Genomic DNA, 26,153 nt, shown 5'->3' on the forward strand with positions numbered 1-26,153 from the left:
AGCGAGGTGAATTGCAATGCGGCCCTGGCAGATAATGGTAGTAACCGCGATAGTGATCGCCGGGCTAGCATCAACATTGGCCTCTCATGAGCCGTTTGAGTCCAAACTGGTAAGATTGGAAGCTCAGCGGGCATTGCCCTCGCTAGAGGCGGCGCTTCAGCAGGAAACAGCGGAGCTCAATGCGCTGTTTCTCAGTTATGCTGACGATCAGGCGCTGTGGATGAGCGCCTCTTTGGCGATTTTGCGCCACGGTGATATGGCCCGCGATGTATTAGTGGAGTACGGCTTACTGCCCAATTTTCAGCGAGTACTGGTGCGCTATGGGGCTGACGCCGTACTTCCCATTAGCTACTTTCGCAACCACGATGTGGCCACGCTAAAGGCGCAGTACTGGGTCGGTGAGCGTTATCAGCAATTCAGCCGCTGGTGGAGCGATGAGGAGGGAGATGCGGATTCAGCGTTTACTCCTTATCGACGTGGGCAGATGGGCATTGTGCTGCTGGATGCCAATGGTCACGCGCTGCTCAACCAGTTTGTGGTCAGCGAACAAGGCGACGTGGAGTGGCTACAGGGTGAGCGTCTGGTTGCGGGCCTAGGCGATTTCTTCACCAGCGGGCTACGCGATTTGGAAAGCCAGTGGCGGCGGGGTGACGACATTGGCGCCGCCGATCTAGGCTGGGCCGGTGTCGATCTACTCGTGATGGCCAGCACCGTGAAGGTGCTGCGGGCAGGCAAGGCCGCTCGTGCTGCCCGGGTGGGCAGTGTGGAAGCCCAGGGGACTCGTGCTGGTTTGCGCCAAGGCGCGTTAATGAGTGGTGGCGGGCGTTTTGCGGCGTTGCCACGTATGGCCAAAGTAGCCGCTGTGGCGGGCACTGCCTATGTAGTGGTTCGCCATCCAAGCCTTGTGAGCGCACTTGGCGCCAACCTCTCTTCCTGGCTAGGCTGGCCGGTTTGGCTCGGTCAGTTTCTTATCTGGCTCATCGTGCTACTGCCAGTACTCTTCATTGCGCGCTTTATTTACCGCTGGCTACTTACGCCGATACTGTGGCTGCTGGTGCCGCTGATGCGGGTATGCTTTAGGGCGGCAAACAATCAGTTAGCCAGGCGTACCAAGCCTCAGACCCGTGATCTTGGCTGAAGCAGTGAGAGAAAGTAGTTGTTAACGTAAACGGGGCAGCCTCTGAGGCCGCCCCGTTTTACGCTAAGGGTTACTCTGGCAGCGCGTAGACCGCGATCTGATCACCCACCTGGTCTTTCAGAATGGTATTGCCACCGGAAACAAAGGCGACATATTGGCGGCCATTGTACTCGTAGACCGCGGGGTTCGAGACGGAGGGGGCTTCGGTCTGGTCTGACCAGAGCTCCTCGCCGGTCTCAAGGGAGTAGGCACGCACCTTGGCATCCATGGAAGCGCCAATAAAGATAATATTGCCTGCGGTTACGGCCGGGCCACCGATGGTGGGCGAGCCCCAGCTCTCAGGCATAAAAAAGCCATACTGTTGCGATGCACCCACCGGACGACGCCATTTGATATCACCGCTGGTCATATCCAGGGCGACAAGCTCGCCAAAGGGGGGCTCCCAGCAGGGCATGCCTAGCCGGTTAAGCGCTACCTCAAGGCGCATCCCGTAGGGGGCGCCTTCTTGAGGGGCGAAGCCGCTTTCGTTGCCGGAGCCGCTATCCGCTTTGTCATAATCTTCGCGATTATAGAGTTTTATGTACTGCACAATGTGCGAGGTATTGACGATCGCTGTCTGGCTTTCGGGGTCGAAGGCTACGCCGCCCCACTGAACGCCACCCGCGCTGATGGGAAAGCCAAGGGTGCCTTCGCCTTGGGTCGTCGGTGGGGTGTACATGCCTTCATAGTGAAGATCGTCCCACAATGCGGAACACTCTCCGAAGCTAACCGCGTCGGCCAGCGCCCAGACGTTGGGCTTTTCAGACTGATCTAACAGCGGTTCCGGTTTAGTCGGGAAAGGCTGGGTCGGCGCGTAAACTTCGCCCTCAACGCTGCCGTCGCCGCTGGGTACCGGGCGCTCCTCAATCGGCCAAACGTCTTCGCCTGTTTCGCGATTAACCACGAACAGAAAGCCCATTTTGGTTGCCTGGATGAGTGCCGGTATTTCTTCACCATCTACTGTGATGTCCATCAGCGTTGGTGCGGCATTGATATCGTAATCCCAGATATCGTGATGTACCCACTGCCGCGACCAAACCACTTCGCCGGTCTCGATATCCAGGGCAGTGGTGGATGTGCCCAGAGGCACTTCTTCGGTGCGATTGCCGCCCCAGTAGTTCGGCGAGGGTGAGGAAACCGGCAGATAGACTAAACCACGCTCCTCGTCGGCGGACATATGTGTCCAGACATTGGCGGTGCCGCTTTGATCGCGCATCTCATCGGAAAGTGCCTGGAACGTCCATTCACGTTCTCCAGTGCGGGCATTAATTGAGTAAACAGTGCCGGGTGGCGCCTGTTCGTAGGCCCAGTCCATCCCTGCCCAGCCGAGTACCAAGTGGTCTCCCACCACGGTAGGGGGTTGTAGTAGCGAAAGCGGCCAGCGGTCGTTGGTGTCGTTCCACTGGTTGACGTCGAGCACACCGTTATCGGCAAAGTCGGCGCACTGTTCGCCACTATCGGCATCAACCGCGAAAAGCTGTGCATCCATGGTGCCCATATAGATAATTTTCTGACAGGGCTCGCCTGCTACCGGATCGTCGGCTTCCCAGTAGGCCACACCACGGTTTTTCAAGGCGGGTTGAGTTAGCGCTTCCAGAGAGGATTGAGTATCGAAACTCCATTTCTCTTCGCCACTACCGGGGTCTAACGCGAGTATGCGATAGAAGGGGGTACCAATATAAAGGGTATCGTTAGCAAACACCGGGGTCGCTGACCAAACGGTGGCTGGCAATTCCCCCGAGCCATCCGCGACATCGCCGGTATGCACTTCCCATACCTTCTCCAGCTCGCCGACGTTATCAGTATTGATTTGATCAAGTGGGCTATATTTTTGGGCATTAAGCTGGCCATGGAAGCTGTTCCAGGTCGGCTCGCCAGGCACCAGCGGGATGGGAGCGCGACTGGGCGCTTCTTCCTGCTCGGGATTCTCCTGCTCACTGGGTTGACCCTGAGCCAGTAACGGCAAGGGCGTAAAACAGATCGCCAGGGCGGTGACTGCGCCTAAGCCTGGGGTTATCGATTTAAACGGGGTGGGTAATAATGTCGGCATGGGCGGCTCCTCAGGTGTGGGTGAGACGGGCGTGATGGGTTGCGCGAACCATATCAACAATCAAGCCGATCAGACCGACTACCATGGCTGCGCTGATCCACCACTGATGCAGCAGCATTCCGGCGAAAGATGTACCGGCAAGCCCCATCAGTATGAGTATCCGCAGTACGATGGAAGCACCACGCCCTCTAACTTTAAAGAGAAGTAACGCCATCACCGCAAGGGCGAGGCAGGCCACAATGGCGACCAGTGCCCCAAGCGTTCCAGTGACGCCGGTTAGTGGTGTGAAATAGGCATATAAAGCGATGGCCAGCCCGGCAAGCGAGGCTATTAAGAGGACGAAAGCGCCCGGTCTGGACGAGAGGGATGGTGACATAACGCTATGGCCTCCTGCTGAGTGAGATGCCCAACGTTGAGGCTAATTCAACGTCAGAAATCGTTAGCACTATAACTTTAGCAGAAAACGATATTTTTACGATCTGGGTGACATGTCTTGATTAACTGTAGCAACACCTAGCGCTGTTTTTTCAATGAAGGGGATGCATTGTAAAAGCGTTCGCCTCGGCTAAACTAAACCTATTAAACTAAGCTTACTAACAAAGCCGCATTTTTAGGAGATTTTATATGGAGGCTATCAATATTCACGAAGCTAAAACACGGTTGTCTCAGCTGGTGGCGAGGGCTGCCGAGGGGGAGGGGTTTATTATTGCCAAAGCAGGCAAACCGATGGCACGCGTGACGGCCATTGATAGCCCTGCTTCTGGCCAGCAAAAGCGTCTGGGGTTTCTGGCAGGCCAGTTTAAGATACCTAATGATTTTGATCGTATGGGACAGGAGGAAATAGCCGAGATGTTTGGAGGTTGATGTGAATCTACTTCTGGACACGCATGTTTTGCTCTGGGCGGCGGCAGCGCCGGAGAGGCTTTCTGCTGATGCGCGAGCTATGATTAATGACGAAGATAACAGGCTCTATTTTAGCGCTGCCAGCATATGGGAAGTGGTCATTAAGAACAGTCTGCAACGCCCTGATTTTCACGTTGACCCGCACTTGCTGCGTCGTGGGCTGCTGGATAACGGTTATTTAGAACTTTCTATCAATTCATTGCATACACTTAACGTTGCTCATTTACCAGTCATCCACAAAGACCCTTTTGATCGAATTTTGGTGGCCCAGGCAGAAGCTGAGGGATTTTTGCTGCTTACTGCGGATGAGCTGGTGGCTCAGTATGCTGGGCCTATTCGGAGGGTATAACTAACTTGTGGCTTAAGGCTTCAGCACTGAGCCATTCAAACGTCTCAGTGCCGCTGTTTCTTCAACATGCGTCACAACGGCGTTTTACTTCCCCTTCCAGGAATTTCTCGCACTAGGCGTGGCATTAAGAAACCGGGTAAATGATCGCGAAGATGAGCAACCAGCTCGCGTGCTTCGCTGTCCGGCACATCAAAATGCGCAGCGCCTTGCACAGGATCCAGTACATGCAGGTAATAGGGCAGAATACCTGCTTCGAATAGCCGTTCAGAAAGTGCGGTAAGGGCCGTGACACTATCGTTCACATTGCGCAGCAGTACACTCTGGTTGAGTAGTGTTGCACCCGCCTGCTTAAGGCGCGCGCAGGCGTCTACCACCGCCTGGTCGATTTCATTGGCGTGGTTAATATGCAACACCACCACCTTTTGCAGGCGTGTAGAGGAAAGCCAGCCAAGCAGAGCGTCATCGACCCGATCGGGAATCACCACCGGCAGGCGGGTATGAATGCGTAGCCGTTTTAGGTGCGGGATGCTTTCTAGCTGCTCCACCAGCCATGCCAACTGGCGATCGCTGGCGGCCAACGGATCGCCGCCAGACAGAATCGCCTCGTGAATAGTGGTGTCAGCACGCAGGTAATCCAGCGCTTCCAGCCACTGCGCTCTGGAGGGTGAGTTATCGCTGTAGGGGAAATGGCGGCGAAAGCAGTAGCGGCAGTTGATGGCACAGTTGGGGCTGGCGATAAGCAGCACTCGGCCAGCATACTTATGGATCAGCCCTTTGGCGGGCCGATGTTCGGCTTCTTCAAGCGGATCGACGACGTAGCCATGTGGCGTTAGTGCTTCCTCGCCAAGCGGCAGTACCTGACGCAGCAGCGGGTCGTTTATGTCGGCATAGGCTATTCTGTTGAGGTACGCTTCAGGCACACATACGTCAAACAGTGCATGTCCAGCCTTGGCGCCCGCCAACCAGTCGTGGCTTAGGCCCAGCCGTTCGCAAAGTGTTTGCGGATCACGAATGGCATGAGAAAGCTGCTGCTGCCAAGTGGAATGCGCCAGTGAGTCGCGATGGCTTTGCGTTTCAGACGCGGCAATAATGATGTTCTCCTGCAAAAAAGCCCTCCTTCGGGTTATCATGCGCGCACTTATTTAACGACGCCATTTGCAACGCTGCTGGCATATAGCTACTGGTATATAAACCTGCTGACAGCGGCAAAGTATGGCTTCGCGCACCACCTGTTGATACAAATAACTGAAATGGATGATTGAGAGACATTATGGCGAACTATTCTACCAACGAATTCAAGGCCGGTCTGAAAGTAATGCTCGACGGCGATCCTTGTGCGATCGTTGAGAACGAGCTGGTCAAGCCCGGTAAGGGGCAGGCGTTTAACCGCGTTAAACTGCGGAATTTGATGACTGGCCGCGTAGGTGAGAAGACTTTCAAATCCGGTGACTCGCTGGAAGGTGCCGATGTCATGGATTTAGAGATGGAGTATCTCTACACCGATGGTGATATGTGGCACTTCATGAAGACCGATGGCTCGTTTGAGCAGTATGCGGTAGAGAAAAAAGCGCTAGGCGATACCATCAAGTGGCTGAAAGAGCAGGTGCCCTATATCATTACGCTTTGGGATGATAAGGCCATTTCCGTGACGCCGCCTAACTTTATCGAGTTGGAAGTCGTGGAAACAGATCCCGGTTTGAAAGGCGATACGGCACAGGGTGGTTCTAAGCCTGCGACGTTGTCTTCTGGTGCTGTGGTGCGTGTACCGCTGTTTATCAACCAGGGTGAAGTGCTGAAAATTGATACGCGCAGTGGGGACTACGTCTCACGCGCTTGATCGCTTTCCAGGGCGCTTGTATGTCTTAATGGCCACGCTTTGTGCGTGGCCATTATTATTTAAGGTGATTTTTTCAAGGAGTCGTTATGGCCATTGATTGGCAACCCTCAGCGTCCTTTGAAACGCTGCGCGAACGGGCGCGGTTAATGGCCAAAGTGCGCGCTTTTTTTGCCCAGCGTGACGTGCTGGAAGTGGAAACGCCCGTGCTGGGGCAGGGGGGAAGCACGGATATCCATTTGGTGTCGCTGCACACTCTGGCGCGCACGGACAAAGGGCAGCGCCGTCTATGGCTACAAACCTCCCCTGAATTCCATATGAAGCGCTTGCTCGCAGCGGGCAGTGGGCCGATCTTTCAGCTTGCGCGAAGTTTTCGCGATGGCGAAATCGGCGCCCGCCATAATATTGAGTTCACTATGCTGGAGTGGTATCGGCCGCAATTTACGCTGGATCAACTGATTGATGAGACTGCGACGCTCATTATGTCACTGTTGCCCAGTTTCCCGGGCCCACCTGTGCATTACCGCTACCGGGAGTTGTTTCATACTTACGTAGAGGTTGATCCGTTCACGACGTCTCTGGATAGGCTGAGGGCGATAGCTGCCGAGCGGGCACAAATGTCTGCCCAATCCTTAGCTGATGAAGGCCGCGAGACCTGTCTTGACCTGTTAATGAGCGTGGTGATCGAGCCGCAGTTAGGCCAGCAGGAGCTAAGCGTGGTAGTTGATTATCCGGCTAGCCAAGCAGCCTTGGCTCGGCGCCATCAAGATGCAGATGGTGAGTGGGTGGCTTCCCGCTTTGAGGTCTATCTTAACGGTATTGAGTTGGCTAACGGCTACGATGAGCTGACCGATGCGGCTGAGCAGCGCACGCGCTTTGCTGAAGATAACGCTGAGCGCCGCCGTTTGGGCTTACCGGAAGTGGATGTGGATGAGCGGCTGCTGGCCGCACTTGAGCACGGAATGCCCGAAGGCGCCGGTGTGGCGCTGGGGATAGATCGCTTGATTCAGTTGGCACTCGGCAAGGCACGCCTGGAAGACGTGCTTACATTCTCAACGCCCAGCTGTTAGCGGCTAGTCGCTAACAGGCTGCAAGCCGTCAAGCCGAAATCCTCCGCAGTAGGAATACCAGCGGTACGCTGGCAATGTAGATCAGTCCCATCCAAGTAAAGATGTCGTTAAAGGCCAGCACTTGTGCCTGCTGAGAGACGCGTTGCGCCAGCATGGCGACGGCGGTGTGATAGGTATCGGGCACCGAGCCGGCGAGCATCGCTTGGTATTTGGCGATCTCCGCTACCACGACCTCGCGGCTAGTATCGATAGCAGGGATGAGCTGATTCCAGTGAAAGTCCTCGCGGATGTCGCGCACCGTATCGATCAGCGCCAGTCCCATGGCACCCCCCAGGTTGCGCATCACGTTAAAAAGCCCGCTGGCGTTGCCTACCTCGCTCGGCGGCAGGGTGCCCAGGGCAATACGCGAGGCTGGAATGATACACAAGATCAGCCCCATGCCGCGCACGATCTGCGGCACGCAGAACTGCCAAAAGCCCGACTCCACGGTAAGATTGGCGTTCATTATGGTGCCCACGCCGACCAGCAGCAGGCCCATAAACAGCATAATGCGCAGATCGAGGCGGTTGGACAGCTGACCGACAATAGGCGCGCAAAGAAACATCGTCAGCCCGGTGACGAACATCACCTGGCCAATTTGCAGGCTCGAATAGCCGCGCACATAGCCAAAAAACAGCGGCATGATGTAGACCAGCCCGTAGAGCGCGATGCCGATGATAAAGCCCATCCCGGCGCCGATGGCAAAGTTGCGGTTGGTAAAGGCGCGCAGATCGACGATTGGGTGGTCGCTGCGCAGGGTGCGGATGAAGAACCAGGCTCCCGCCACCAGACAGGTCAGGCTGAACAGCAAGATTCGCTGGCTGGCAAACCAGTCATCGCCGGGCCCTTCTTCAAGCACAAACTCTAGCGAGCCCAAAAACACCGCGATCAATACCAGGCCGATCAAGTCCAGGTGGCGCGCGACCGCGTGGTTGGGCTTATCGATATCGAGAAATGTCCAGGCGGCCCAGCAGACCAGAACGCCGGGGATCACGTTGGCCAGGAACAGCCAGTGCCAGCTGAGCGTCTCGGTGATGTAGCCGCCCACGGTGGGACCCACCGAGGGTGCCATGGTGACAACCATGCCGATCACCGCCTGCACGCTGCCCATTACCCGGCGGGGAAAGATCGAAAAGCTAACTGCCTGGGTAATGGGAATCATCGCCCCACCCATAAAGCCCTGAATGGCGCGCAGCACGATCAGTTGTTCGATCGAGGTGGCCAGCGCGCAGCCCAGGCTCGCCAGGGTGAAGCCGACGCACGACAGGGTGAAGGCTACTCGAGTGGAGAGAATGCGCATCAGCATGCCCGACAGCGGGATCATCACAATCTCGGCGATCAGGTAAGCGGTCTGCACCCAGGAGATTTGATCCTCGCTGGCTGAGAGCCCCGCCTGGATTTCGTTGAGCGAGCTGGCGACGATCTGAATATCCAGAATTGCCATGAACATGCCAAACACCGCAGCAATGAAGCCAATGCGCTGTGGCCAGGGTGGCATGTCGTTGACGCCCGTCACCGAGCCGGCGACCGTCTCGCTCATGACTTGGGCCGCTCCGCTGCCAACTGCTGGGCAGGGCGGGAGTCATTTTGTGGTTCAAGATGACGAGTATCGATCTCGGGCACGGCCGATAGCCCGGCGCGCAGTTGGCTCAGCGCCTCGGTGGGGCCGGTGACGCGGATCTTGACCGGCACCCGCTGGACGATTTTGTTGAAATTGCCGGTGGCATTGTCCTGGGGCAGCAGGCTGAACTCGGTGCCGGTGGCTGGCGATAGGCTGTCGACGATGCCTTCGTAGGTGATATCCGGGTAGGCATCCAAATGCACCGCGACTGGCTGGCCGACGCGAATCCGCTCGAGCTGGGTCTCCTTAAAGTTGGCCGCCACGTAGGCCGACTCGATGGGTACCAACTGCAAAAGCGTCAGCGACGGCTGCGCTAAGGTGCCGACCTCAACGCGTAAATTGCCAATCACGCCGTCCCGGGGGGCGACGATGCGGGTCTTATCCAACTGGTGGCGAGCATAGTCAAGATCGGCGCTAGCGGCGTCCAGATTGGCTTCAGCGCGGGTCACGTCGCTCTCGGCCACGGCTAGCTGCCGCCTGGCCGAGACAACCGCGGCTTGGCTTTCGGCAAGCTTTGCCTGGGCGACACTCAGTGCGGCCTGGTCATCTTCGCGCTGTTGACGGCAAGCGACGAGGAGCGCTCCAGATGCTGGCGCGCCTGGTCGAGATTAGCCTGGGCCGCCTGCTGCTGAGCCGTGGCCTGATCGATAGCCGCCTGTTGCAAATCTACCTGGCGGTGTGATTGGGCGATTGAGGCTGCGGCCACTGCCTGCTGGGCCTCGGCCTGGGTCACCTGGTCGCGGTAGCTCTCGGCGTCTAGACGTATCAGCAGATCGCCTTGCTTGACCGTTTGGTTATCATCTACCGCCACCTCGACGACCCGCGCTGATAGCTCGGCGCGTACCGCGACGCTGTCGGTGCGCACGTAGGCATTGTCGGTCTCTTCCATGAAGCGCCCGGTTTGCCACCAGCCCATGCCCCACCAAATTAGCGCCGCCAGGACGATAATCCCCGCCACCATAGCGAGTAACTTGCGGCTAGTTTTGCCGCTGGAGTGGGCATCTTGACCCGCGACGGTATGGCTGCTTTGGCGCTCATCCGGGGGCTCGCCCGGCTTAGTATTCGATGTCATGACCACTCCTTAAGGCAATAGCGCTCCTGCTAAGGGCTCCCTGTGAGGCAAAGACACCTCCCTTGGGAAAAAGACAAATAGTGTAATGAATGCTACATTACATTTCCAGGGCAAAAAATATTACTTCTGTGCGCCGCGTCTTTATAATTAATCCTTCTTTATATACCTCTATAGGAGTGTCAATGCCACGCTCAACCGCGCCAGATATGCTCGGTCGCAACATAACTGATGGCGTAACGTCGCGCGGCGTGGCGCGCCGTGAACGTTTGCTGGATGCTGCCCGGGATGTTTTTCTTGAACAGGGCTATGCCGGTGCCAGCGTTAACGAAGTGGTTGCCCGCGCCGGCGGATCTTTGGCGACGCTGTATAAGCAGTTCGGTAACAAGGAGGGATTATTCACAGCGGCGATGGAGCGTCATATCTCCACCGCTTGGGCAGTGCTGGAGGAGGGGCGACGGGATCACCAAGCCCTAGAGCAGGTGCTGTACGAGCTAGGCCGCCGAATGCTGACGTTGGTGTTCGAGCCGGGCGTGATCCGTTTAGTTCGCGGCTTAGCCTTTGAGGCCGAACGGGCTCCGGAGCTTGGTGAGCTGTTTCTCACTCGCGGCCCCGACCAGACCCGTCAGGCGCTAGCTGCTTACTTAAGCGAGCAGGTGGATAGCGGCCGTCTTGACCTCGACGATCCGCGTGAAGCGGCCGGTATGTTTATGGGCATGTTGCTTGGTGAATGGCACATTGACGCTCTGCTTGGTCGCCATGTGCGTCTTGACGAGACGCGGTGCAACGCTCGAGCTCGACGCTGTGTCGAGCTCTTCCTCTCAGGTGCGGCTAGTGCTTCGACCTAGGTCGTTCAGGGGGAAAGGTCATCAATAAGCTCCCAGCGTTTGCCCCATCTGCACCATGCTGCCCAGCGGATTGTTTGCGAAATTGGGCGGCTTGGCGAAACACATCACCACCGTTGAGCCGAGCTTGAAGCGGCCCATCTCAGCGCCTTTTTCAAGTGTGATAGGTTGGCTAAATTGTGTGCGCTGAGGGCAGCCCGCAAGCGGCGTCACCTGCCCTGACCAGACGGTTTCGATGGCAGCGACGATCATCGCACCAACCAGTACCATCGCCATGGGGCCGTGCTCGGTATCAAAGATACATACTAAGCGCTCGTTGCGGGCGAAGAGGCCCGGCACGTAGTTGGCGGTGGCCTGGTTGACCGAGAAGAGTCGCCCAGGTACGTAGATCATTTCTCGCAACGTGCCGGTTACCGGCATATGCACCCGGTGATAGTCCCGTGGGGAGAGGTAAACGGTGGCAAAGCTGCCGCCTAAAAACTCTTCTGCCAGTGCCGTATCGCCGCCGAGTAGGGTTTGCGCGGAGTAGGTGTGGCCTTTGGCCTGCACCAGTTGTCCGGCCTGTAGGCGTCCGTATTGGGAGAGCGTACCATCGGCGGGGCTGAGGATACCGTCGCCTAGCGGGCGGGCATCCGCTTTGAGCGCACGGGTGAAGAAGTCGTTGAACGTAGCGTAGGCGGTAGGGTCTGGCTCTAGCGCCTGGCTCATATCAACGTTGAAGCGTTTGATAAACGCTTTAATCAAGGTGTTTTTCACCCAGGGATTGTCACACTGGGCGAACTGGCCGGTTAGGCGCGAGATCGCGTGGTGAGGCAGCGGATATTGGAGTAGCGAAAAGGCTTTTTGGGAAAGAGTCACAGTGGTTACTTTTTGGCAGTGGCTTGTAGTGGGATATTGCCATTAAGAGCTACCCCGGTGACAGGTCTACGAGGGGGCGCTGTGAACCCTTCCTTGGACGCTACATTTGCCATCTGACCGCCATGGATGGCGGAAATGCCGGAATGGTATGGAACATTTTCCGGCCATGGCAAATGACCCCCTCTACAACCTGTCCCCGGCGCTCTTGATCGAGCACATATTTGTTTTAAACATTGGGGAAGAGTGTGTTATTACTTCTCAATCGGTGTGTCGTCGCGGTTGCCCCATTCACCCCAGGAACCCGCGTAGCCGCGCATATTAAAGCCCAGTGCCTTGCCGACCAGCCAGGTGAAGCTGCTGCGGTGGTGGCTTTGGCAGTGGGTGGCAATTTCCATGTCGGGCGTGAGGCCCAGGGCGCCTAGCTCGGTGATCAGCTCGGCGTAATCGCGTATACGTAGCGCGCGGTTGCGATCCATGGCATGGAGCCAATCCATATTGACCGCCCCCGGAATATGGCCCAGGTGCTTGTTGTTACCGCGTAAGCCATCGTACTCATCTTTGGAGCGCGCATCCCATACCGCAAACTGCCTATCATCGAGCTTTTCTTTGATTTCGTCGCAGGTAATCAGGGCTTGGGGGTTGAGAAACTCAGCGTGGTATTCGCTGGGGGTTGGGGCGGTCGGTTCTGTGCTCTCTTCCAGGCCCGCATCGCGCCAGGCGTGAATGCCGCCGTTCAAATAGGAGTAGCGAGTGTGGCCGATCAGGTCTAGCGTCCACAGTAACCGTGCCGCCCAACCGCCGCCTTCGTCGTCGTAAGCGACCACGTGAGTATCGCGGGTTAAGCCCAGGGCACTGAACAGCCTTGATAGCGCCTCGACGCTGGGAACGTCGCTGGGCACAGGCCCTTCACCGCGCATCAAGTAGCGAAAATCGAGGAAGATAGCCCCAGGCACATGGCCTTGGCGATAGCTATCGCCGTTGACCGGTACATCGATAATCAGCAGCTGTGGGTCACCCAAATGTTCCTGCAGCTGTTCAGGCTCAACGATTAGCGGCAGCAGGTTGGATTCCGACGATTGGCTTTCGGTGCTCATGAGTAACTCCTCTAAATCCTAGCTATCCAAGCTATCAAGTATGCGCCGGTAGCTGGTAAAGCGTGCTGGATGAATCTTGCCTGCCTCGACCGCTGCGAGTAAAGCACAGCCTGGCTCATTGCGGTGGCGGCAGTCGCGGAAGCGGCAGTGACCAATATAGTCGTGAAACTCAATAAAGCCGTCGGTGACTTCCTGCTCGTTGAGGTGCACCAGGCCAAACTCGCGAATACCCGGTGAGTCGATGAGATTGCCGTCGGCCACTTCAGCGCGACTCATGGTATAGAGGCGTGCCGTGGTGGTGGTGTGAGTACCTTTGCGCGAGTCTTCCGAGAGCGCGCCAATGCGCAGGGTTTCATCGGGTAGCAGCAGGTCGATTAGCGAAGATTTGCCCACGCCGCTTTGACCGACGAATACCGAGGTGCGGCCTTCAAGCTGGCTGCGCAGATCATCCAGCCCGGTTTCGGTAGCGGTGGTGGTGCGTACGACGGGATAGCCCAAATCGCGGTAGCGTTCTAATAATTTGCCTAACTCGCCGCCATCTTCTGGCAGCAGGTCGGTTTTATTGAGCACCAGCACTGGCGCTATACCGGTGGCCTCGGCGGCGACCAGATAGCGATCGATAAGGTTGGCGTGAGGTGCGGGTTCGACCGCAAATACGATCAATAGCTGATCAATATTGGCGGCCACCGGTTTGAGCAGGCCGCGAGCGTCGGGGCGCTTTAGCACGCTGTCGCGCTCTTCCCGTGCCACCACCACGCCGGAGCCTTCTTGCCCTGCGCGCCATATCACTCTGTCGCCGGTAACTAGGCCATCCAAGTTGGCGCGTAAGTGACAGCGCACCGGTTCATTATCGCTATTGCGCACCTCCAGGGTGCGTCCAAAGTGAGCAACGACACGGCCCGGCTGTTCGGCACCGTATTCACCGGCGGCGAGTTTTTCAGCGTCTTGCACATCGCGCTTTTCGGCGCGCTGGGCACGTTCCGCCTGGACTTTCTCGACTCGCCACTGCTGCTGGCGACTTAATTTACGTTTGCTCATGACCACCTGATGATCGCTACAATAGATGTCATTGTACCTATCAAAGGTGTGATTGTACTTATCAAAGATGCCATCAAGTAGCCAAGCTCTCCTTTGTAGCTGCTTGAAGGGTCTATTTTCAGTGTTATTTAAGAAACCTCTGATTAACTATTGCGCTCGACCATACGGCGTTAAAAATCGCCTCGTGCGCGAGTCCGATCAAAATGCTCATTTACAACCCGTAAATTCGCGCGCGAATCCGATCCTTTTTTCGTTGATTTTTGCCTTGTCTGGCCTTCACTCATTACGTTAATCAGAGGCTCCTTAAGTATTATTTTGTTTTTCACTATTCAGGTTGCATTCAAGTCTGCTACTCATTGCAGTGCTCTCATCAACACCTAAAAAGGCTAAGCATTACAAGGTATCGTAACCGTGCTCAAGGTGAGATTCGCGGAGGTTGTGCGCTCGCTCTGTCTGGTGAAATGTCTCAAGAGCACTCATCAATTAGTATAAGGCATTGTAGCTGCTCACTACGCATTTACTGTGGGCGTCAAATCAGATGACCTTATGTCGTATGCACCTGAAATCGGAGTGGCTCTCGTAAGGAAGTGTTTTATATAACATAAAATGTATTCTTATACATTTTATGTTCTGAGCCAGGCTGAATTATAGGGTTGTATAAGCATAGGTCTCACTAGTCTTTTTATGGGTCTTTAAAAAATCTTCACCAAGGGCTATTTGACACAGCAATCTGAGGGCTGCTATTAATATTTTTTGATATATCACAGCATGCATCGCAAACATGGAGCAGCTTATGAAAACTATAAAAAGATCTATCGTAGCAGCGCTTGGCATTGCTTTACTCACGCCTTTAACCAACAGTTACGCGCAAGATGTAACAACGCTTAACTTTCAAACGCATCATAGTTCCTCATCGCTACAAGGGGAGGCTCTTATTAGATTTGCCGATTTGGCAAACGAAATGTCAGGCGGTAGTTTAGATATAAAAATGCATACTGACTCAGCAGTAGTGAAAGCGTCTGAGGCATTTGAGTCAGCCAGCATGGGAATTATTGATGGTGATGCAACAGGGGCAGGATATATAACGGGTAAAAATCCAGCCTTTCAATTTTATGGCGATATCATGGGAGGGTACAACACACCTCACGAGTTAATCGGTTGGTATAAAGATGGAGGTGGATTAGAGCTAGCTAACGAACTATACCACAAATTTGATATGCACTTGGTTGGAGTGTTTGTCGCGACTCCTGAAGCGCTCAGCTCGACTACTGAGTTGGCGGGGATAGAAGATATAGACGGTTGGAAGTTCCGCTCTCCTCCTGGTATGGAGTCTGAAATATTTGCAAGTTTGGGAGCTGGCCCAGTTGTAATGCCTTTTGGTGAAGTGTTTACGGCGATGTCCACAGGAACCGTTTCCGGCGCGGATGCATCCACCTTGGCAGTGAATAAAGGTTTAGGTCTCTACGATATAGCAGAGCACGCTACTTATCCGGGTTTTCATTCAATGCCCATTGAGCACGTGGCGATGAATCTTGAAAAGTGGAATAGCCTTAGTGAAGCAGAGCAACAAATACTTCGTTCTGCTCTGGATACCATTGCATTGGAGATAGTTCAAGACTCCACGATGCTCGATCGTCAAGCAGCAGTAGAACTTAGGAAAGAAGGCGTAACTCTGCACGATTGGAGCGAGGAAGACCGTCAGGCATTCAGGGAAGCAGCTCAAGCCGTGTGGGAAGATTGGTCGACACGTAGTCCTGAAGCAAAAGCCGCGTACGATTCACATATCGCCTATATGACGAAAATAGGCATCCTTGAATAGATGAAAATGCCAATAAACCGAGGTCATTAGGCCTCGGCTTACTCAAGGAGAGACTCTATGCCACCTGCTAAGCATAAGTCATCGATTGCAAAAACAATAACGGCACTTTTTTCTTTGCTGCTACTCGTGATTGTGGCCGTCACTTTTTACGAAGTGTTAGCCAGGTATATATTTAAATCTCCCACCCTGTGGGCCAATGAGCTGGCACTTTGGTTATCTGCGATTCTTTATGCGGCGGCAGGTGTCTATGCAATGCAGCTCGACCAACACCTCCGTATTACCGTCTTATATGACGCTTCGCCATCTTGGCTAAAGCGAGTATTCGACTGTATCCAGCTTATTTGCGTGCTTACTTACTGCTTGGCGGTATCCTGGTTCGGTTGGCCCAGTTCATGGAAAGCATTGTCAACGTGGGAGCGCTTTGGTACCGCTTGGAATCCTCCCATACCTGCGACAGTCAAGCCTGCCATAGTGTGCGCAGCACTGATAATAGCGATCTACGCGATTATCAATTTCGTCAACAATATGCGGGGGAACGACACTCGCTCACTGGCTGAGGAGAAGGGACGTGTCGATTGAGTTAATTACCCTAGTACTTGTTCTTGGCGTTCTATTTCTGATGGCCATAGGTGTGCCGCTGGCCTTTGCTGCGGGCTCTCTTGCGATCACAATAGCTTATTTTAATTATGGTACTCCCGTCATCGCCATTGCCCACAAAACGATATATGGGCTGGCTACTGAGTATGCGTTACTCTCTATTCCGTTGTTTATATTTATGGCAACGCTGTTAGAAAGATCGAGAATAGCTCACGACCTTTACAATAGTCTCAATAAACTATTTGGACACCGAAAAGGTGGGGTAATGACCGTTACGCTTGTTATATCCATCTTTATGGCTGCCATAAGCGGTATCATAGGTGGTGAGATTGTTCTGCTCGGTCTAGTGGCTCTACCTCAAATGTTGAGGCTTAACTATGATAAAAAACTGGCAATTGGCGTGATCTGTGCTGGCGGTTCCTTGGGGACAATGATCCCTCCGTCAATTGTGCTAATTGTTTATGGGCTCACCGCTGAAGTCTCAGTACATAAATTGTTTCTTGCTTCATTTTTTCCAGGCTTTGTATTAGCGCTTGCCTATTATGCTTATATCTATATTCGTTGTACGTTAAATCCAAATCTAGCCCCAATGCCTGATAAAGTAGAAGTCGAAGCCATTGGTTGGAAGGACATTATTCATGGCTTCCTTCCGTTTCTGTTGCTAATTTTTATCGTGTTTGGGTGCATCTATGGAGGAGTAACATCAATTACAGAAGCAGCTGGGGTAGCTGTGGGCGCCACCCTTATGGTGATATATGCACGCAAAGAGCTTTGCAAAGAGTTAGTGTGGCAAGCGCTTAAAAGGACGCTCCTGTCATGCGGTATCATTTTATGGGTAACTTTTGGCGCAGCTGTATTAATTGGAATATACAATCTCTCAGGGGGGCAGCAGTATGTTACTAGCTTTATTGCTGGGCTAGGTATTTCTCCTTTTGCAACAATCTTGGTTATGATGCTAGTGTTTTTTGTGCTTGGGCTGTTTATGGATTGGATTGGAATACTGCTTCTTACAATTCCTATTTTTGTACCCATTGTAACTCATTTAGGTTATGACCCAGTATGGTTTGGTGTGCTCTTTTCACTAACGATGCAAGTTGCATTTTTGTCACCTCCATTTGGGCCGGCTGCATTTTATTTGAAAAGTGTTGCCCCACCTGAGATCAGCCTTCAGACAATATACGCTTCGCTTTGGCCATTTATGCTTATACAAATAGCAATACTGGTATTTATGTTGGCTTTTCCTGGTATAGCACTTTGGTTGCCTGCCGCACTCAGCTAAAAAGGATTAAAAATGAAAATAACAGCGATAAAAACATATCGACTAAAAGAATTTTCCAATGTGCTTTGGGTGCACGTTGAAACGGATGCAGGTATCGTCGGTTTAGGTGAAACATTTTATGGTGCTGGGGCTGTAGAGGCCCATATACACGAAACACTTTCCGAGCGGTTGTTGGGCAAAGATCCTCTTCATATTGAGGCTTTGCACAAAGAGATGGTATCACTCCCCATGGCACAGTCTTCAACAGGCGCTGAATACCGCGCAGCCTCTGCTATCGACATAGCTCTCTGGGATATCTTTGGTAAAGTATGTAACCAGCCAGTCCACCAAATGTTAGGGGGGCTTTGTTGGGAGAAAATTCGTATATATAACACTTGCGCAGGTTATCGTTACGTTCGAACCAACAATATCAAGCCGGTTTCAAATTGGAATATAGGTGCCTCAGAGGGGCCTTATGAGGATCTGGACGGCTTTATGAACCGCCCAGCGCAGTTAGCTGAAAATCTCCTGGAGTCGGGTATTACGGCAATGAAAATCTGGCCATTTGACCCTATTGCTGCTGAAACGCGTGGCCAGTACATCACCTCACCGCAAATGAAAAAAGCCATAAAGCCCTTCGAAGAAATACGTAAGGCCGTTGGCGATGATATGGACATTATGGTTGAGTTCCATTCTCAGTGGAATTTACCTACTGCAAAAAATATTGCTAAGGAATTGGAGCAATTTAATCCCACTTGGTATGAAGACCCCATCCGAATGAACTCACCGCAAGCACTTGCTGAGTTTGCCGCTTCTACCTCTGTTTGGACGTGTGCCAGTGAAACGCTTGGTTCTCGTTGGCCCTATAAAGACATGCTGGATCGTGACGCAACCCATGTGGTTATGGTCGATCTCTGCTGGACTGGGGGGTTAACAGAAGGGCGCAAAATAGCCTCCCTTGCCGAAACCTGGCATCGCCCTTTTGCTCCTCATGACTGTATTGGCCCGGTTGGATTTGTGGCCGCCATTCATATGTCGTTTAGTCAGCCAAACACGCTCATTCAGGAGAGCGTAAGAGCTTTTTATCGAGGCTGGTACACCGAGTTGGTAACGGTTGTACCCAAAATCGAGAATGGCTTTGTATACCCCATGGAGGGGCCAGGGCTTGGCGTTGAGCTTCTGCCCACTTTCTTTAAACGCTCCGATTTGAGCGTGAGAAAAACGTCACTTTAAAGGAGATACCCATGGCAACGAATCTTTTTGATTTAACAGGCAAAACCGCTCTCATTACCGGCTCTTCACGGGGCTTGGGTCGCGCTTTTGCCGAGGGGCTTGCCAGTGCTGGAGCTTCGATCATCCTTAACGGAATGAACCGAGAGCGACTAGAAGTTGCTGAAAGAGAGATGACTCAGAGTGGCTATCATGTCGAAATCGCTGCTTTTGATGTCACCGATGAAAGCGAGGTTAAATCAGCCTTCGCTAAATTCGATAAAGCTGGTATCAATATTGACATTTTGATTAATAATGCCGGAGTGCAGTTTAGAAAGCCGATGGTTGAGCTTGAAACATCCGATTGGCACCGTGTAATAGATACTAATTTAACCTCAGCTTTTGTTGTCGGCAGAGAAGCGGCAAAAAGAATGATTGAGCGTGGTTACGGCAAGATAATTAATATAGGTTCCCTAACCAGTGAGCTAGCCCGGGCAACGGTTGCTCCCTACACGGTAGCCAAGGGCGGCGTTAAAATGCTGACTAAAGCCATGGCTGCTGAGTGGGGAGAGCATGGTATCCAGGCTAACGCCATTGGGCCTGGTTATATGTTGACTGATATGAATGAAGCCCTAACCTCAAACCCAGATTTTGATGCATGGGTAAAAAGCCGAACACCTGCCCGTCGTTGGGGAAAGCCTGAGGAACTCGCAGGAACAGCCATTTACCTTAGCTCCGCTGCTTCAGCCTATGTTAATGGACAAATAATTTATGCTGATGGCGGCATGATATCAGTGCTATAGGGGGCCTTTATGCAAACAATAGTTATACACTCCCCCGGTGACTTGCGCGTCGAAGAGCATCAAGAAGCGCATCCGCCTGGTTCAGGTGAAGCAAAAATAACGATTAGTAAAGGTGGTATTTGCGGCTCTGACCTTCATTACTTCCATAACGGCGGTTTTGGTGCGGTAAGGTTGCAAGAGCCTATGGTTCTAGGGCATGAAGTAGCTGGTGTTGTCGCGGAACTTGGCATAGGTGTTTCACATTTGAAAGTGGGCGATAAGGTGGCTGTGAATCCTTCTATGCCTTGTGGCACATGCCAGTACTGTCAAAATGGCCAACGAAACCAATGCGAAGACATGCGTTTTTTTGGAAGTGCCATGCGTTTTCCTCATCAACAGGGGTTGTTTCGCCAAAATGTCACGATTCCAGCCCAACAACTCTACCCGCTACAACCCGATACTGACCTGACATATGCTGCTTGCGCAGAGCCTTTAGCCGTTTGCCTCCATGCTGTACGCCAAGCAGGCTCTTTGGTCGGGAGTAACGTATTAGTCTCGGGATGCGGGCCGATTGGCTGCTTAACGGTACTTTCTGCTGCTCGTGCTGGGGCTCAATATATTACCGCGACAGATCTTTCTGATGCTCCTTTAGCGATTGCGGCTCAATTAGGTGCGCATCGTAGTGTTAATCTCAATAGCCAACCAGATGCGTTGACCTCCCTTGCTCACGGGAAGGGTAGCCAAGATGTTATCTTTGAATGCTCGGGTAGCCCCAAAGCACTTGCGTCGGCATTAGAGATTATTAAGCCCGGCGGTATTATTATTTTGGTCGGTTTAGGTGGTGAGATTCCATTTCCCTTAAATTTAGCGGTTGCTAAAGAGGTTAAGATGATGGGGAGCTTCCGCTTTGACGAGGAATTTTCCCAGGCAGCTGATCTTATTGATAGAAAGGTGGTTGATTTAAAACCTTTCGTATCTTCAGTTATACCTTTTGGAGAGGCAAAGTCTGCTTTCGATCTAGCTTCTCTGCGTGAAAAATCCATGAAAGTTCAGCTTGATTTTGACGGAAAATGAGTTTTTTACATGGTAATTTTTTGTGCTTTTTTGATAGAGGTTGATTGAATGTTAAATTTATGTTTGCTATGAAAGGTGCGATGAGTATTTTTATTTATTTACCAAGCATAATATTTTATTTGGCGAGCTTATGCATGGAAAAATAGGCAAGTTTTGTCCGATAACAATGGCTGAATAGATATGAGCAATAAAACTAGTAATGCGGGTCAGAACCTGCTTGATCTCGCCTATGATAAGCTTGAAGAACTCATTGTCACCTGCGAGCTAAAGCCAGGCAGCCATCTTAGGATTCAAGACTTACAAACGATGACAGGCTTTAATCGAATGCCGGTGTATCAGGCGACAACTCGTTTGGCTGCTGATACGTTAATGATTATTCATCCGCGACAAGGTGTCCAGATTTCACCAATAGACTTGTCTCGTGCTTCATTACTGCTTGACTTACGTCGAGACCTTGAAAGGTTTGTTATATCGCTGGCTAGCCAAAGGGCAAGCGACGCGCAAAGAAGTCAGTTTCGCCACATAGCTAACTTGTTAAAAACAAGTGAGTCTTTAATTATCTCTGAATTCAATGCTTATGATAGCAAAATAGACCAAATGGTGCTTTCCGCGTGCGGTGAGCCTTTTCTACAGTATACGCTTAGACCTCTGCATACTATTTTTCGAAGAATTGGTTGGGTTTATCATTCCTATACTGCCGGTGGGGAAAGTCTTGATAGTACCGTGGAAGGTCATATCGCTGTCCTGGATGCCATACTTTCCGGTAAGCCAGAACAAGCCGCACTGGCATCTGATAAGCTTATTGACTTTGTGAAAGATATGTTGCCGGTTTTAAGCGATGAATTACCTCCTAGTGTCTTTGATGTAAGAATGGAATTTAAACAACCTTAATTTAATAACAATACTGGAGCTTCCATGGACATAGTCTTTCATGGCAAAAATGCACAAACATTTTTTAGCAATTTTGAATCCCTTCTTGAGGACGATCACACCATAAAACTGTTGCCAGATACGCTCGAATCCGAAGAAGATATTGCTTGCTATGCCGGTGCCGATGTCATTGTTGGTGTCAAACATGATTCATCGCTACCTACTTTAACAAAAACAAAGTTGTTTCATGTCCCAGGCGCTGGTTATGACGGTTTAGACCTCTCTCTGCTTCCAAGCACAACAACGGTCTGTAATTGTTTTGGCCATGAGCAAGCCATCGTTGAGTATATTATATCAGCTCTGCTGCTGAGACATGTTCCTCTAGCGGATGCTGATAAAAAATTAAGACATGGTGACTGGGAGTATTGGGCTGGTGGTGCATCAGGCCTACGCACTGAGCTATCTTCTGAATCCATAGGTATCATCGGTTTTGGACATATTGGGAAAGAATTGGCAAGTCGAGCTCATGCTTTTGGAATGGATGTTTCAATAGCAAATAGGAGCATAGTTGAAGCGTCTAACCAAATAAAAAAATATTATGCTTTTGATGATCTATCTTCTATGTTGAAAGATGTCGATATTGTCGTTAATACGCTTCCGCTGTCTAAAGATACTGAAGGTTTTATTGGTCAAAAAGAGTTTAAAGATATGAAAAGGAGCGCTGTTTTTGTCAATGTTGGTCGTGGCCGCGTGGTTGATGAGAAAGCGTTATTTGATGCCCTAAATGAGTCGAGAATTGCTAGCGCGGTCATAGATACTTGGTATGTCTATCCAGCAGGCTCAGAGTCTAACCCTTTACCCGCTTCTCTTCCTTTCCATGAATTAGACAACGTGATTATGACCCCGCACATGTCAGGATGGACACACGGTACGGTAAAGCGCCGCCAGTTAATGATGGCACGCAATATTAATAAACTTTCCAAGGGTGACGGCGATCTTGTGAACATTGTTTCTACTTAAATGCCAATTAAATCAGAGATCTGCTTGTGAATCTTTACCCATAATTAAAACGGCATAGTTTGCTGATGATATAGCTTCAGCGGCAGATGCAGAACTGTTTCCCCTCGTGTTAAAGTGCGAGAATTTATAGGGCCTGTGGACGTTTCGTCGTGATTCACGCTGAAACGTCCACAGGCCCTTGTTTAACTGTAAGCGTAAATTTAAGGCACAATGGCATGATTTGAATAGCCATTTAGGCAAAAGGATAACGGTAATGAGCAACGATACGACGGGTGCAACAGAAGGAAAAACAGCGCCGCGGAATGATCTGCTGGTGTGGATTGATCTAGAGATGACCGGTCTCGATCCTAATAAAGAGCGCATCATTGAAGTAGCCACGCTCATTACAGATGCGGATTTGAATGTGGTCGCCGAGGGGCCGGTTATTGCGGTGAAGCAGCCCGATAGTCTGCTGGCGCAGATGGATGACTGGAACCAGAAAACCCACGGCGAATCAGGCTTAGTCGCACGCGTGAAGGCAAGCCAAGTGGAAACCGCTGAAGCTGAGCAGCAAACCCTGGCGTTTTTGCAGCAGTACGCAGTGGCAGGTTCGTCGCCCATGTGTGGCAACAGCATCCATCAGGATCGTCGTTTTCTCGAGCGTGAAATGCCTGCGTTGCTCAACTTTTTCCACTACCGCAATCTTGATGTGTCTACCATAAAAGAAGTGGCCAAACGCTGGAATCCCGGTGCGCTGGCGGGCTTTAGTAAACAGAATGTGCACTTGGCCATGGACGATATTAAAGAGTCGATTGCCGAGCTGGCCCACTACCGCAATACATTTTTACGCGTTGATCAGCGCAGCGACGAAGAAGAATAGCTAAGAAGAGTAGCGCTTAAGACGCGTCAGTGGCAATGCGCTCACTGCGTTTAAGGCGCTGCTCCTCAAGCGCCCAGGCGACGTGTTCACGCACCAGCGAGCTTGGGTAGGCTCTGCGTGCCCATAGCGCGGCTTCAATGGCCTCGCTCCAGGGCGCGTTGCCCAGGCCAATGGCGATATTGCGCAGCCAGCGCTGGTAGCCAATGCGCCGAATGGGGCTGCCAGCGGTTTTATCCAGAAACTCCGCTTCGCCCCAGCCAAACAGGCTAATAAGCGATGCGCGATCCAGGTCATGGCGCGGCGCAAAGTCATCTTCCTGGGTAATATGGGTAAAACGCGTAAAAGGGCATACCAATTGGCAGTCATCGCAGCCGTAAATACGGTTGCCCATGGCGCGACGAAACTCGACTGGAATCGCCCCGTGCAACTCAATAGTGAGATACGAAATGCACTTGCGCGAGTCGACCACTTTATCGTCAACAATGGCACCGGTGGGGCAGGCCACTTTGCACGCGTTACAGCTACCGCAGTGTTCGTGCTCAAACGGTGCGTCAATGGGCAATGGAAGGTCAGTATAGAGTTCGCCAACAAAAAACAGCGAACCCGCCTTGGGGTTGAGCAGCATGGCGTTTTTGCCAAACCAGCCGAGCCCCGCTTTTTGAGCCAGGGCGCGTTCCATCACCGGCGCTGAGTCGACAAAAGCGCGGTAACCGAAGCTGCCGACTTCCTGCTCAATTTTTTTTGCTAATAGGGCTAACCGTTTGCGGATTAGCTTGTGATAATCACGGCCAAGGGCGTAGCGCGATACATAGGCGCGGTTGGGCTGACCGAGCACCTTGGTGCTCTCCACTTCGGCGGGCAGGTAATCCATACGCACGCTGATAATGCGTTGAGTGCCGGGTTCCAGTTCCTCTGGGCGAGTGCGCTTGGTGCCATGCTTGGCCATAAAGCCCATTTCGCCGTGGTAGCCTTTTTCCAGCCACGCGTCGAGGTGGTCTTCATGAGCCGACAGTTCAGTATCGGTGATGCCCACCTGCTGAAAACCCAGCTCTCGCCCCCAGGTTTTAATCAGGTCGGCAAGGCGAGCAAGTTTCTGATCAGTCATTGCACCATCAGAACGTGCAAAGGCAGTGGAATTCGACATAGTCAATCAACAGCAAGGCATTAAGCGCGCTATGCTAACGCATTGGCAGCCATCAAAACATGTGAAAGGAGCGATCGTGACAGTCCCGAATACTTCCATGCTACGCCCCCTCTATAAAGCCGCCCAGGTTCAGGAACTCGATCGGCGCACGATCGCCGGGGGTATCGATGGCTTTGCATTGATGCAGCGCGCCGCCTCAAGCGCCTGGCACAGCTTCCGCTCCCGCTGGCCACAAGCACGTAGTATCACCGTGCTATGTGGGAGTGGCAACAACGGTGGCGATGGTCACGTGCTGGCAGCGCTAGCCATGCAGTCGGGCCTCAAAGTGCAGCGGATAACCCTTAAGTCCGTTGAAGAGCTCAGCGGCGACGCGGCCCGTGCCGCAGAATTAGCAACATCCGCGGGCGTGGGCTGCGAGGAGTGGCACGCTGGGATTGAGCTCACCGGCGAAGTGATTGTTGATGCATTGCTGGGTACCGGGTTGACCGGTGAAGTAGAGGGGCGCTTCAAGCGTGCTATTGAAACGATCAACGCTGCAAAGCAGCCAGTCCTGGCGATTGATATTCCCTCTGGATTGGTTGCCGACACCGGTGCGGTACCGGGTATTGCTGTGAAGGCCTCCTGCACGGTGACCTTTATTGGCGATAAGGTTGGATTACATACAGGTGATGCCCCTGCCTATACTGGCGAGATCGACTTTCGACCCCTGGGTGTCAAAGCCCAGGCCTATTTCGATATTCCCCCCACGGCTTGGCGGCTGGATGATTCGCTGCTGGCAGAGGCTTTTGCACCACGCCTGCGTACCAGCCATAAAGGCGACATGGGCCATGTGCTGATCATGGGCGGCGCCCCTGGTTTCGGAGGTGCCGCGCTGCTGGCCTGTCAGGCTGCTGCCCGCTTAGGGGCGGGTAAAGTAAGCTTGGCGACTGCCCCAGAACATATTGCCGCCAGTTTGGTGCGTTGCTCGGAGGTGATGGCTCATGGCGTACGCGGTGGCGCTGAGGCCGCTGAACTGCCCAGTAACGCTGACGTTGTGGTGGTCGGGCCAGGGCTTGGCCAAGCTGCCTGGGGGCAGGCGGTGCTGCAGAGTGCGCTGCAGGCAGATAAGCCGCTGGTGGTAGATGCCGACGGGCTTAACCTCCTGGCGCGCCAGTGGCCGGAGGTTCGCCGTGATAACTGGATTTTGACTCCACACCCCGGTGAGGCCGCGCGACTATTGAACTGTTCCGTTGCCGATATCCAATCCGACCGGCCCGCTGCTGCCCAGGCACTGCAACGCGCTCGGGGTGGTGTGGTGATTTTAAAAGGCGCGGGCAGTTTAATTGCTGGGCCTAGCGGTTTGGTGGTGTGCCCTTACGGGAACCCCGGTATGGCCAGCGGCGGCATGGGCGATGTGCTCAGCGGCATGCTGGGGGCGTTGGTTGCTCAGCGGGGCGAGGTGGAGTTTAGTGTCTGGCTAGGTGCCATGGTGCATGCGTTAGCGGCCGATCGCGCGGCAGCGGAAGAAGGCGAGCGTGGCCTGCTGGCCAGCGATCTGGCATCCTATGCGCGAAAATTGATTAATCCGTGAAGGC

The 26,153-nt window shown here is 52.9% G+C and carries 26 protein-coding genes; 16 read left to right on the forward strand and 10 right to left on the reverse strand.

Features of this window, described 5'->3' with window-relative positions; all coding sequences use genetic code 11:
* Positions 1 to 16: 16 nt before the first annotated feature.
* The gene (locus tag E0L35_RS08435) at positions 17 to 1,138 is read left to right on the forward strand and encodes a hypothetical protein (protein ID WP_138800051.1); all 1,122 of its coding nucleotides are present in this window, start codon (positions 17 to 19) and stop codon (positions 1,136 to 1,138) included.
* A gap of 70 nt (positions 1,139 to 1,208) precedes the next feature.
* Here the strand turns inward: E0L35_RS08435 and E0L35_RS08440 are convergent, their stop codons facing one another.
* The gene (locus E0L35_RS08440; protein ID WP_138800052.1) at positions 1,209 to 3,227 is read right to left on the reverse strand and encodes a pyrroloquinoline quinone-dependent dehydrogenase; all 2,019 of its coding nucleotides are present in this window, start codon (positions 3,225 to 3,227) and stop codon (positions 1,209 to 1,211) included.
* 10 nt (positions 3,228 to 3,237) lie between these two features.
* Positions 3,238 to 3,603 (reverse strand): hypothetical protein, encoded by a 366-nt coding sequence (locus tag E0L35_RS08445; RefSeq protein ID WP_022523991.1) that lies wholly within the window; start codon positions 3,601 to 3,603, stop codon positions 3,238 to 3,240.
* Positions 3,604 to 3,851: 248 nt separating this feature from the next.
* Here E0L35_RS08445 and E0L35_RS08450 point away from each other — a divergent pair, with 248 nt between their 5' ends.
* A complete protein-coding gene (locus tag E0L35_RS08450) occupies positions 3,852 to 4,091 on the forward strand; it encodes a type II toxin-antitoxin system prevent-host-death family antitoxin (protein ID WP_022523990.1) in 240 nt (79 codons plus the stop codon).
* Positions 4,081 to 4,479 carry a type II toxin-antitoxin system VapC family toxin gene (locus E0L35_RS08455; RefSeq protein ID WP_236557278.1) on the forward strand — a complete coding sequence of 133 codons (399 nt, stop codon included), beginning with the start codon at positions 4,081 to 4,083 and terminating at the stop codon, positions 4,477 to 4,479. The genes E0L35_RS08450 and E0L35_RS08455 overlap by 11 nt, the downstream gene beginning before the upstream one ends.
* A gap of 71 nt (positions 4,480 to 4,550) precedes the next feature.
* Here the strand turns inward: E0L35_RS08455 and epmB are convergent, their stop codons facing one another.
* The gene (gene epmB, locus E0L35_RS08460; RefSeq protein WP_022523988.1) at positions 4,551 to 5,585 is read right to left on the reverse strand and encodes an EF-P beta-lysylation protein EpmB; all 1,035 of its coding nucleotides are present in this window, start codon (positions 5,583 to 5,585) and stop codon (positions 4,551 to 4,553) included.
* A gap of 164 nt (positions 5,586 to 5,749) precedes the next feature.
* On the opposite strand from epmB, the gene efp reads away from it, so the two are divergent.
* Together efp and epmA are read left to right on the forward strand one after the other, a co-directional pair.
* Entirely contained in the window at positions 5,750 to 6,316 is a 567-nt protein-coding gene (gene efp, locus E0L35_RS08465; protein WP_022523987.1) for an elongation factor P, read from the forward strand.
* An 86-nt stretch (positions 6,317 to 6,402) separates the two neighbouring features.
* Positions 6,403 to 7,383, forward strand: coding sequence for an EF-P lysine aminoacylase EpmA (gene epmA / locus E0L35_RS08470; RefSeq protein ID WP_009287746.1), 981 nt, complete (start codon positions 6,403 to 6,405; stop codon positions 7,381 to 7,383).
* A gap of 28 nt (positions 7,384 to 7,411) precedes the next feature.
* Here the strand turns inward: epmA and E0L35_RS08475 are convergent, their stop codons facing one another.
* Genes E0L35_RS08475 through E0L35_RS26605 form a run of 3 tightly spaced genes read right to left on the reverse strand, consistent with a single transcriptional unit; the run spans position 7,412 to position 10,115 of the window.
* Positions 7,412 to 8,920: a DHA2 family efflux MFS transporter permease subunit gene (locus E0L35_RS08475; protein WP_231500663.1), complete on the reverse strand. Its 1,509-nt coding sequence runs from the start codon at positions 8,918 to 8,920 to the stop codon at positions 7,412 to 7,414.
* A 38-nt stretch (positions 8,921 to 8,958) separates the two neighbouring features.
* On the reverse strand, positions 8,959 to 9,576 hold the full coding sequence (locus E0L35_RS26600; protein ID WP_249362116.1) for an HlyD family secretion protein: 618 nt from the start codon (positions 9,574 to 9,576) through the stop codon (positions 8,959 to 8,961).
* Positions 9,573 to 10,115: a biotin/lipoyl-binding protein gene (locus E0L35_RS26605; RefSeq protein WP_249362111.1), complete on the reverse strand. Its 543-nt coding sequence runs from the start codon at positions 10,113 to 10,115 to the stop codon at positions 9,573 to 9,575. Before E0L35_RS26605 ends, E0L35_RS26600 begins: the two co-directional genes overlap by 4 nt.
* Positions 10,116 to 10,297: 182 nt before the next feature.
* On the opposite strand from E0L35_RS26605, the gene E0L35_RS08485 reads away from it, so the two are divergent.
* Entirely contained in the window at positions 10,298 to 10,960 is a 663-nt protein-coding gene (locus E0L35_RS08485; protein WP_022523985.1) for a TetR/AcrR family transcriptional regulator, read from the forward strand.
* 21 nt (positions 10,961 to 10,981) lie between these two features.
* Here E0L35_RS08485 and asd read toward each other — a convergent pair whose 3' ends face one another.
* The 3 genes from asd to rsgA form a co-directional block, all read right to left on the reverse strand.
* On the reverse strand, positions 10,982 to 11,815 hold the full coding sequence (gene asd / locus E0L35_RS08490) for an archaetidylserine decarboxylase (RefSeq protein WP_138800053.1): 834 nt from the start codon (positions 11,813 to 11,815) through the stop codon (positions 10,982 to 10,984).
* A 251-nt stretch (positions 11,816 to 12,066) separates the two neighbouring features.
* Positions 12,067 to 12,909, reverse strand: a complete 843-nt coding sequence (locus E0L35_RS08495) for a sulfurtransferase (protein ID WP_138800054.1) — start codon at positions 12,907 to 12,909, stop codon at positions 12,067 to 12,069.
* A gap of 18 nt (positions 12,910 to 12,927) precedes the next feature.
* Positions 12,928 to 13,947, reverse strand: a complete 1,020-nt coding sequence (rsgA, locus tag E0L35_RS08500) for a small ribosomal subunit biogenesis GTPase RsgA (RefSeq protein WP_138800055.1) — start codon at positions 13,945 to 13,947, stop codon at positions 12,928 to 12,930.
* Between the two features lie 793 nt (positions 13,948 to 14,740).
* On the opposite strand from rsgA, the gene E0L35_RS08505 reads away from it, so the two are divergent.
* The 9 genes from E0L35_RS08505 to orn all read left to right on the forward strand — a co-directional run bounded on the left by E0L35_RS08505 (position 14,741) and on the right by orn (position 23,435).
* A complete protein-coding gene (locus E0L35_RS08505; protein ID WP_249362112.1) occupies positions 14,741 to 15,766 on the forward strand; it encodes a TRAP transporter substrate-binding protein in 1,026 nt (341 codons plus the stop codon).
* A gap of 57 nt (positions 15,767 to 15,823) precedes the next feature.
* Entirely contained in the window at positions 15,824 to 16,345 is a 522-nt protein-coding gene (locus E0L35_RS08510) for a TRAP transporter small permease subunit (RefSeq protein WP_138800057.1), read from the forward strand.
* Positions 16,335 to 17,642, forward strand: coding sequence for a TRAP transporter large permease subunit (locus E0L35_RS08515; protein WP_022523978.1), 1,308 nt, complete (start codon positions 16,335 to 16,337; stop codon positions 17,640 to 17,642). The genes E0L35_RS08510 and E0L35_RS08515 overlap by 11 nt, the downstream gene beginning before the upstream one ends.
* 12 nt (positions 17,643 to 17,654) lie before the next feature.
* A complete protein-coding gene (locus E0L35_RS08520) occupies positions 17,655 to 18,854 on the forward strand; it encodes a mandelate racemase/muconate lactonizing enzyme family protein (protein WP_138800058.1) in 1,200 nt (399 codons plus the stop codon).
* An 11-nt stretch (positions 18,855 to 18,865) separates the two neighbouring features.
* A complete protein-coding gene (locus tag E0L35_RS08525; RefSeq protein ID WP_041158031.1) occupies positions 18,866 to 19,633 on the forward strand; it encodes an SDR family oxidoreductase in 768 nt (255 codons plus the stop codon).
* 9 nt (positions 19,634 to 19,642) lie between these two features.
* On the forward strand, positions 19,643 to 20,686 hold the full coding sequence (locus E0L35_RS08530; protein ID WP_027959059.1) for an L-idonate 5-dehydrogenase: 1,044 nt from the start codon (positions 19,643 to 19,645) through the stop codon (positions 20,684 to 20,686).
* Positions 20,687 to 20,866: 180 nt separating this feature from the next.
* Positions 20,867 to 21,577, forward strand: a complete 711-nt coding sequence (locus tag E0L35_RS08535; RefSeq protein WP_138800059.1) for a GntR family transcriptional regulator — start codon at positions 20,867 to 20,869, stop codon at positions 21,575 to 21,577.
* 24 nt (positions 21,578 to 21,601) lie between these two features.
* Entirely contained in the window at positions 21,602 to 22,576 is a 975-nt protein-coding gene (locus E0L35_RS08540; RefSeq protein ID WP_138800060.1) for a 2-hydroxyacid dehydrogenase, read from the forward strand.
* Positions 22,577 to 22,829: 253 nt separating this feature from the next.
* The gene (gene orn, locus E0L35_RS08545; RefSeq protein ID WP_039859766.1) at positions 22,830 to 23,435 is read left to right on the forward strand and encodes an oligoribonuclease; all 606 of its coding nucleotides are present in this window, start codon (positions 22,830 to 22,832) and stop codon (positions 23,433 to 23,435) included.
* Between the two features lie 16 nt (positions 23,436 to 23,451).
* Here the strand turns inward: orn and queG are convergent, their stop codons facing one another.
* The gene (gene queG / locus E0L35_RS08550) at positions 23,452 to 24,540 is read right to left on the reverse strand and encodes a tRNA epoxyqueuosine(34) reductase QueG (RefSeq protein WP_138800103.1); all 1,089 of its coding nucleotides are present in this window, start codon (positions 24,538 to 24,540) and stop codon (positions 23,452 to 23,454) included.
* Between the two features lie 136 nt (positions 24,541 to 24,676).
* Between queG and E0L35_RS08555 the strand changes: the two genes are divergently transcribed.
* A complete protein-coding gene (locus E0L35_RS08555) occupies positions 24,677 to 26,149 on the forward strand; it encodes an NAD(P)H-hydrate dehydratase (RefSeq protein ID WP_138800104.1) in 1,473 nt (490 codons plus the stop codon).
* The last annotated feature ends 4 nt before the right edge of the window (positions 26,150 to 26,153 follow it).

It is taken from the genome of Halomonas sp. ATBC28, from assembly GCF_005937175.1.
GTDB classification, from domain to species: Bacteria; Pseudomonadota; Gammaproteobacteria; order Pseudomonadales; family Halomonadaceae; genus Vreelandella; species Vreelandella titanicae.

Excerpts from the sequence above, each read along its gene's own strand:
- E0L35_RS08435 (WP_138800051.1), top strand. The coding sequence starts at position 17 with ATGCGGCCCTGGCAGATAATGGTAGTAACCGCGATAGTGATCGCCGGG.
- E0L35_RS08440 (WP_138800052.1), bottom strand. The coding sequence starts at position 3,227 with ATGCCGACATTATTACCCACCCCGTTTAAATCGATAACCCCAGGCTTA.
- E0L35_RS08445 (WP_022523991.1), bottom strand. The coding sequence starts at position 3,603 with ATGTCACCATCCCTCTCGTCCAGACCGGGCGCTTTCGTCCTCTTAATA.
- E0L35_RS08450 (WP_022523990.1), top strand. The coding sequence starts at position 3,852 with ATGGAGGCTATCAATATTCACGAAGCTAAAACACGGTTGTCTCAGCTG.
- efp (WP_022523987.1), top strand. The coding sequence starts at position 5,750 with ATGGCGAACTATTCTACCAACGAATTCAAGGCCGGTCTGAAAGTAATG.
- epmA (WP_009287746.1), top strand. The coding sequence starts at position 6,403 with ATGGCCATTGATTGGCAACCCTCAGCGTCCTTTGAAACGCTGCGCGAA.
- E0L35_RS08475 (WP_231500663.1), bottom strand. The coding sequence starts at position 8,920 with ATGCCACCCTGGCCACAGCGCATTGGCTTCATTGCTGCGGTGTTTGGC.
- E0L35_RS26605 (WP_249362111.1), bottom strand. The coding sequence starts at position 10,115 with ATGACATCGAATACTAAGCCGGGCGAGCCCCCGGATGAGCGCCAAAGC.
- E0L35_RS08485 (WP_022523985.1), top strand. The coding sequence starts at position 10,298 with ATGCCACGCTCAACCGCGCCAGATATGCTCGGTCGCAACATAACTGAT.
- E0L35_RS08495 (WP_138800054.1), bottom strand. The coding sequence starts at position 12,909 with ATGAGCACCGAAAGCCAATCGTCGGAATCCAACCTGCTGCCGCTAATC.
- rsgA (WP_138800055.1), bottom strand. The coding sequence starts at position 13,947 with ATGAGCAAACGTAAATTAAGTCGCCAGCAGCAGTGGCGAGTCGAGAAA.
- E0L35_RS08505 (WP_249362112.1), top strand. The coding sequence starts at position 14,741 with ATGAAAACTATAAAAAGATCTATCGTAGCAGCGCTTGGCATTGCTTTA.
- E0L35_RS08510 (WP_138800057.1), top strand. The coding sequence starts at position 15,824 with ATGCCACCTGCTAAGCATAAGTCATCGATTGCAAAAACAATAACGGCA.
- E0L35_RS08520 (WP_138800058.1), top strand. The coding sequence starts at position 17,655 with ATGAAAATAACAGCGATAAAAACATATCGACTAAAAGAATTTTCCAAT.
- E0L35_RS08525 (WP_041158031.1), top strand. The coding sequence starts at position 18,866 with ATGGCAACGAATCTTTTTGATTTAACAGGCAAAACCGCTCTCATTACC.
- E0L35_RS08530 (WP_027959059.1), top strand. The coding sequence starts at position 19,643 with ATGCAAACAATAGTTATACACTCCCCCGGTGACTTGCGCGTCGAAGAG.
- E0L35_RS08535 (WP_138800059.1), top strand. The coding sequence starts at position 20,867 with ATGAGCAATAAAACTAGTAATGCGGGTCAGAACCTGCTTGATCTCGCC.
- E0L35_RS08540 (WP_138800060.1), top strand. The coding sequence starts at position 21,602 with ATGGACATAGTCTTTCATGGCAAAAATGCACAAACATTTTTTAGCAAT.
- orn (WP_039859766.1), top strand. The coding sequence starts at position 22,830 with ATGAGCAACGATACGACGGGTGCAACAGAAGGAAAAACAGCGCCGCGG.
- queG (WP_138800103.1), bottom strand. The coding sequence starts at position 24,540 with ATGACTGATCAGAAACTTGCTCGCCTTGCCGACCTGATTAAAACCTGG.
- E0L35_RS08555 (WP_138800104.1), top strand. The coding sequence starts at position 24,677 with ATGCTACGCCCCCTCTATAAAGCCGCCCAGGTTCAGGAACTCGATCGG.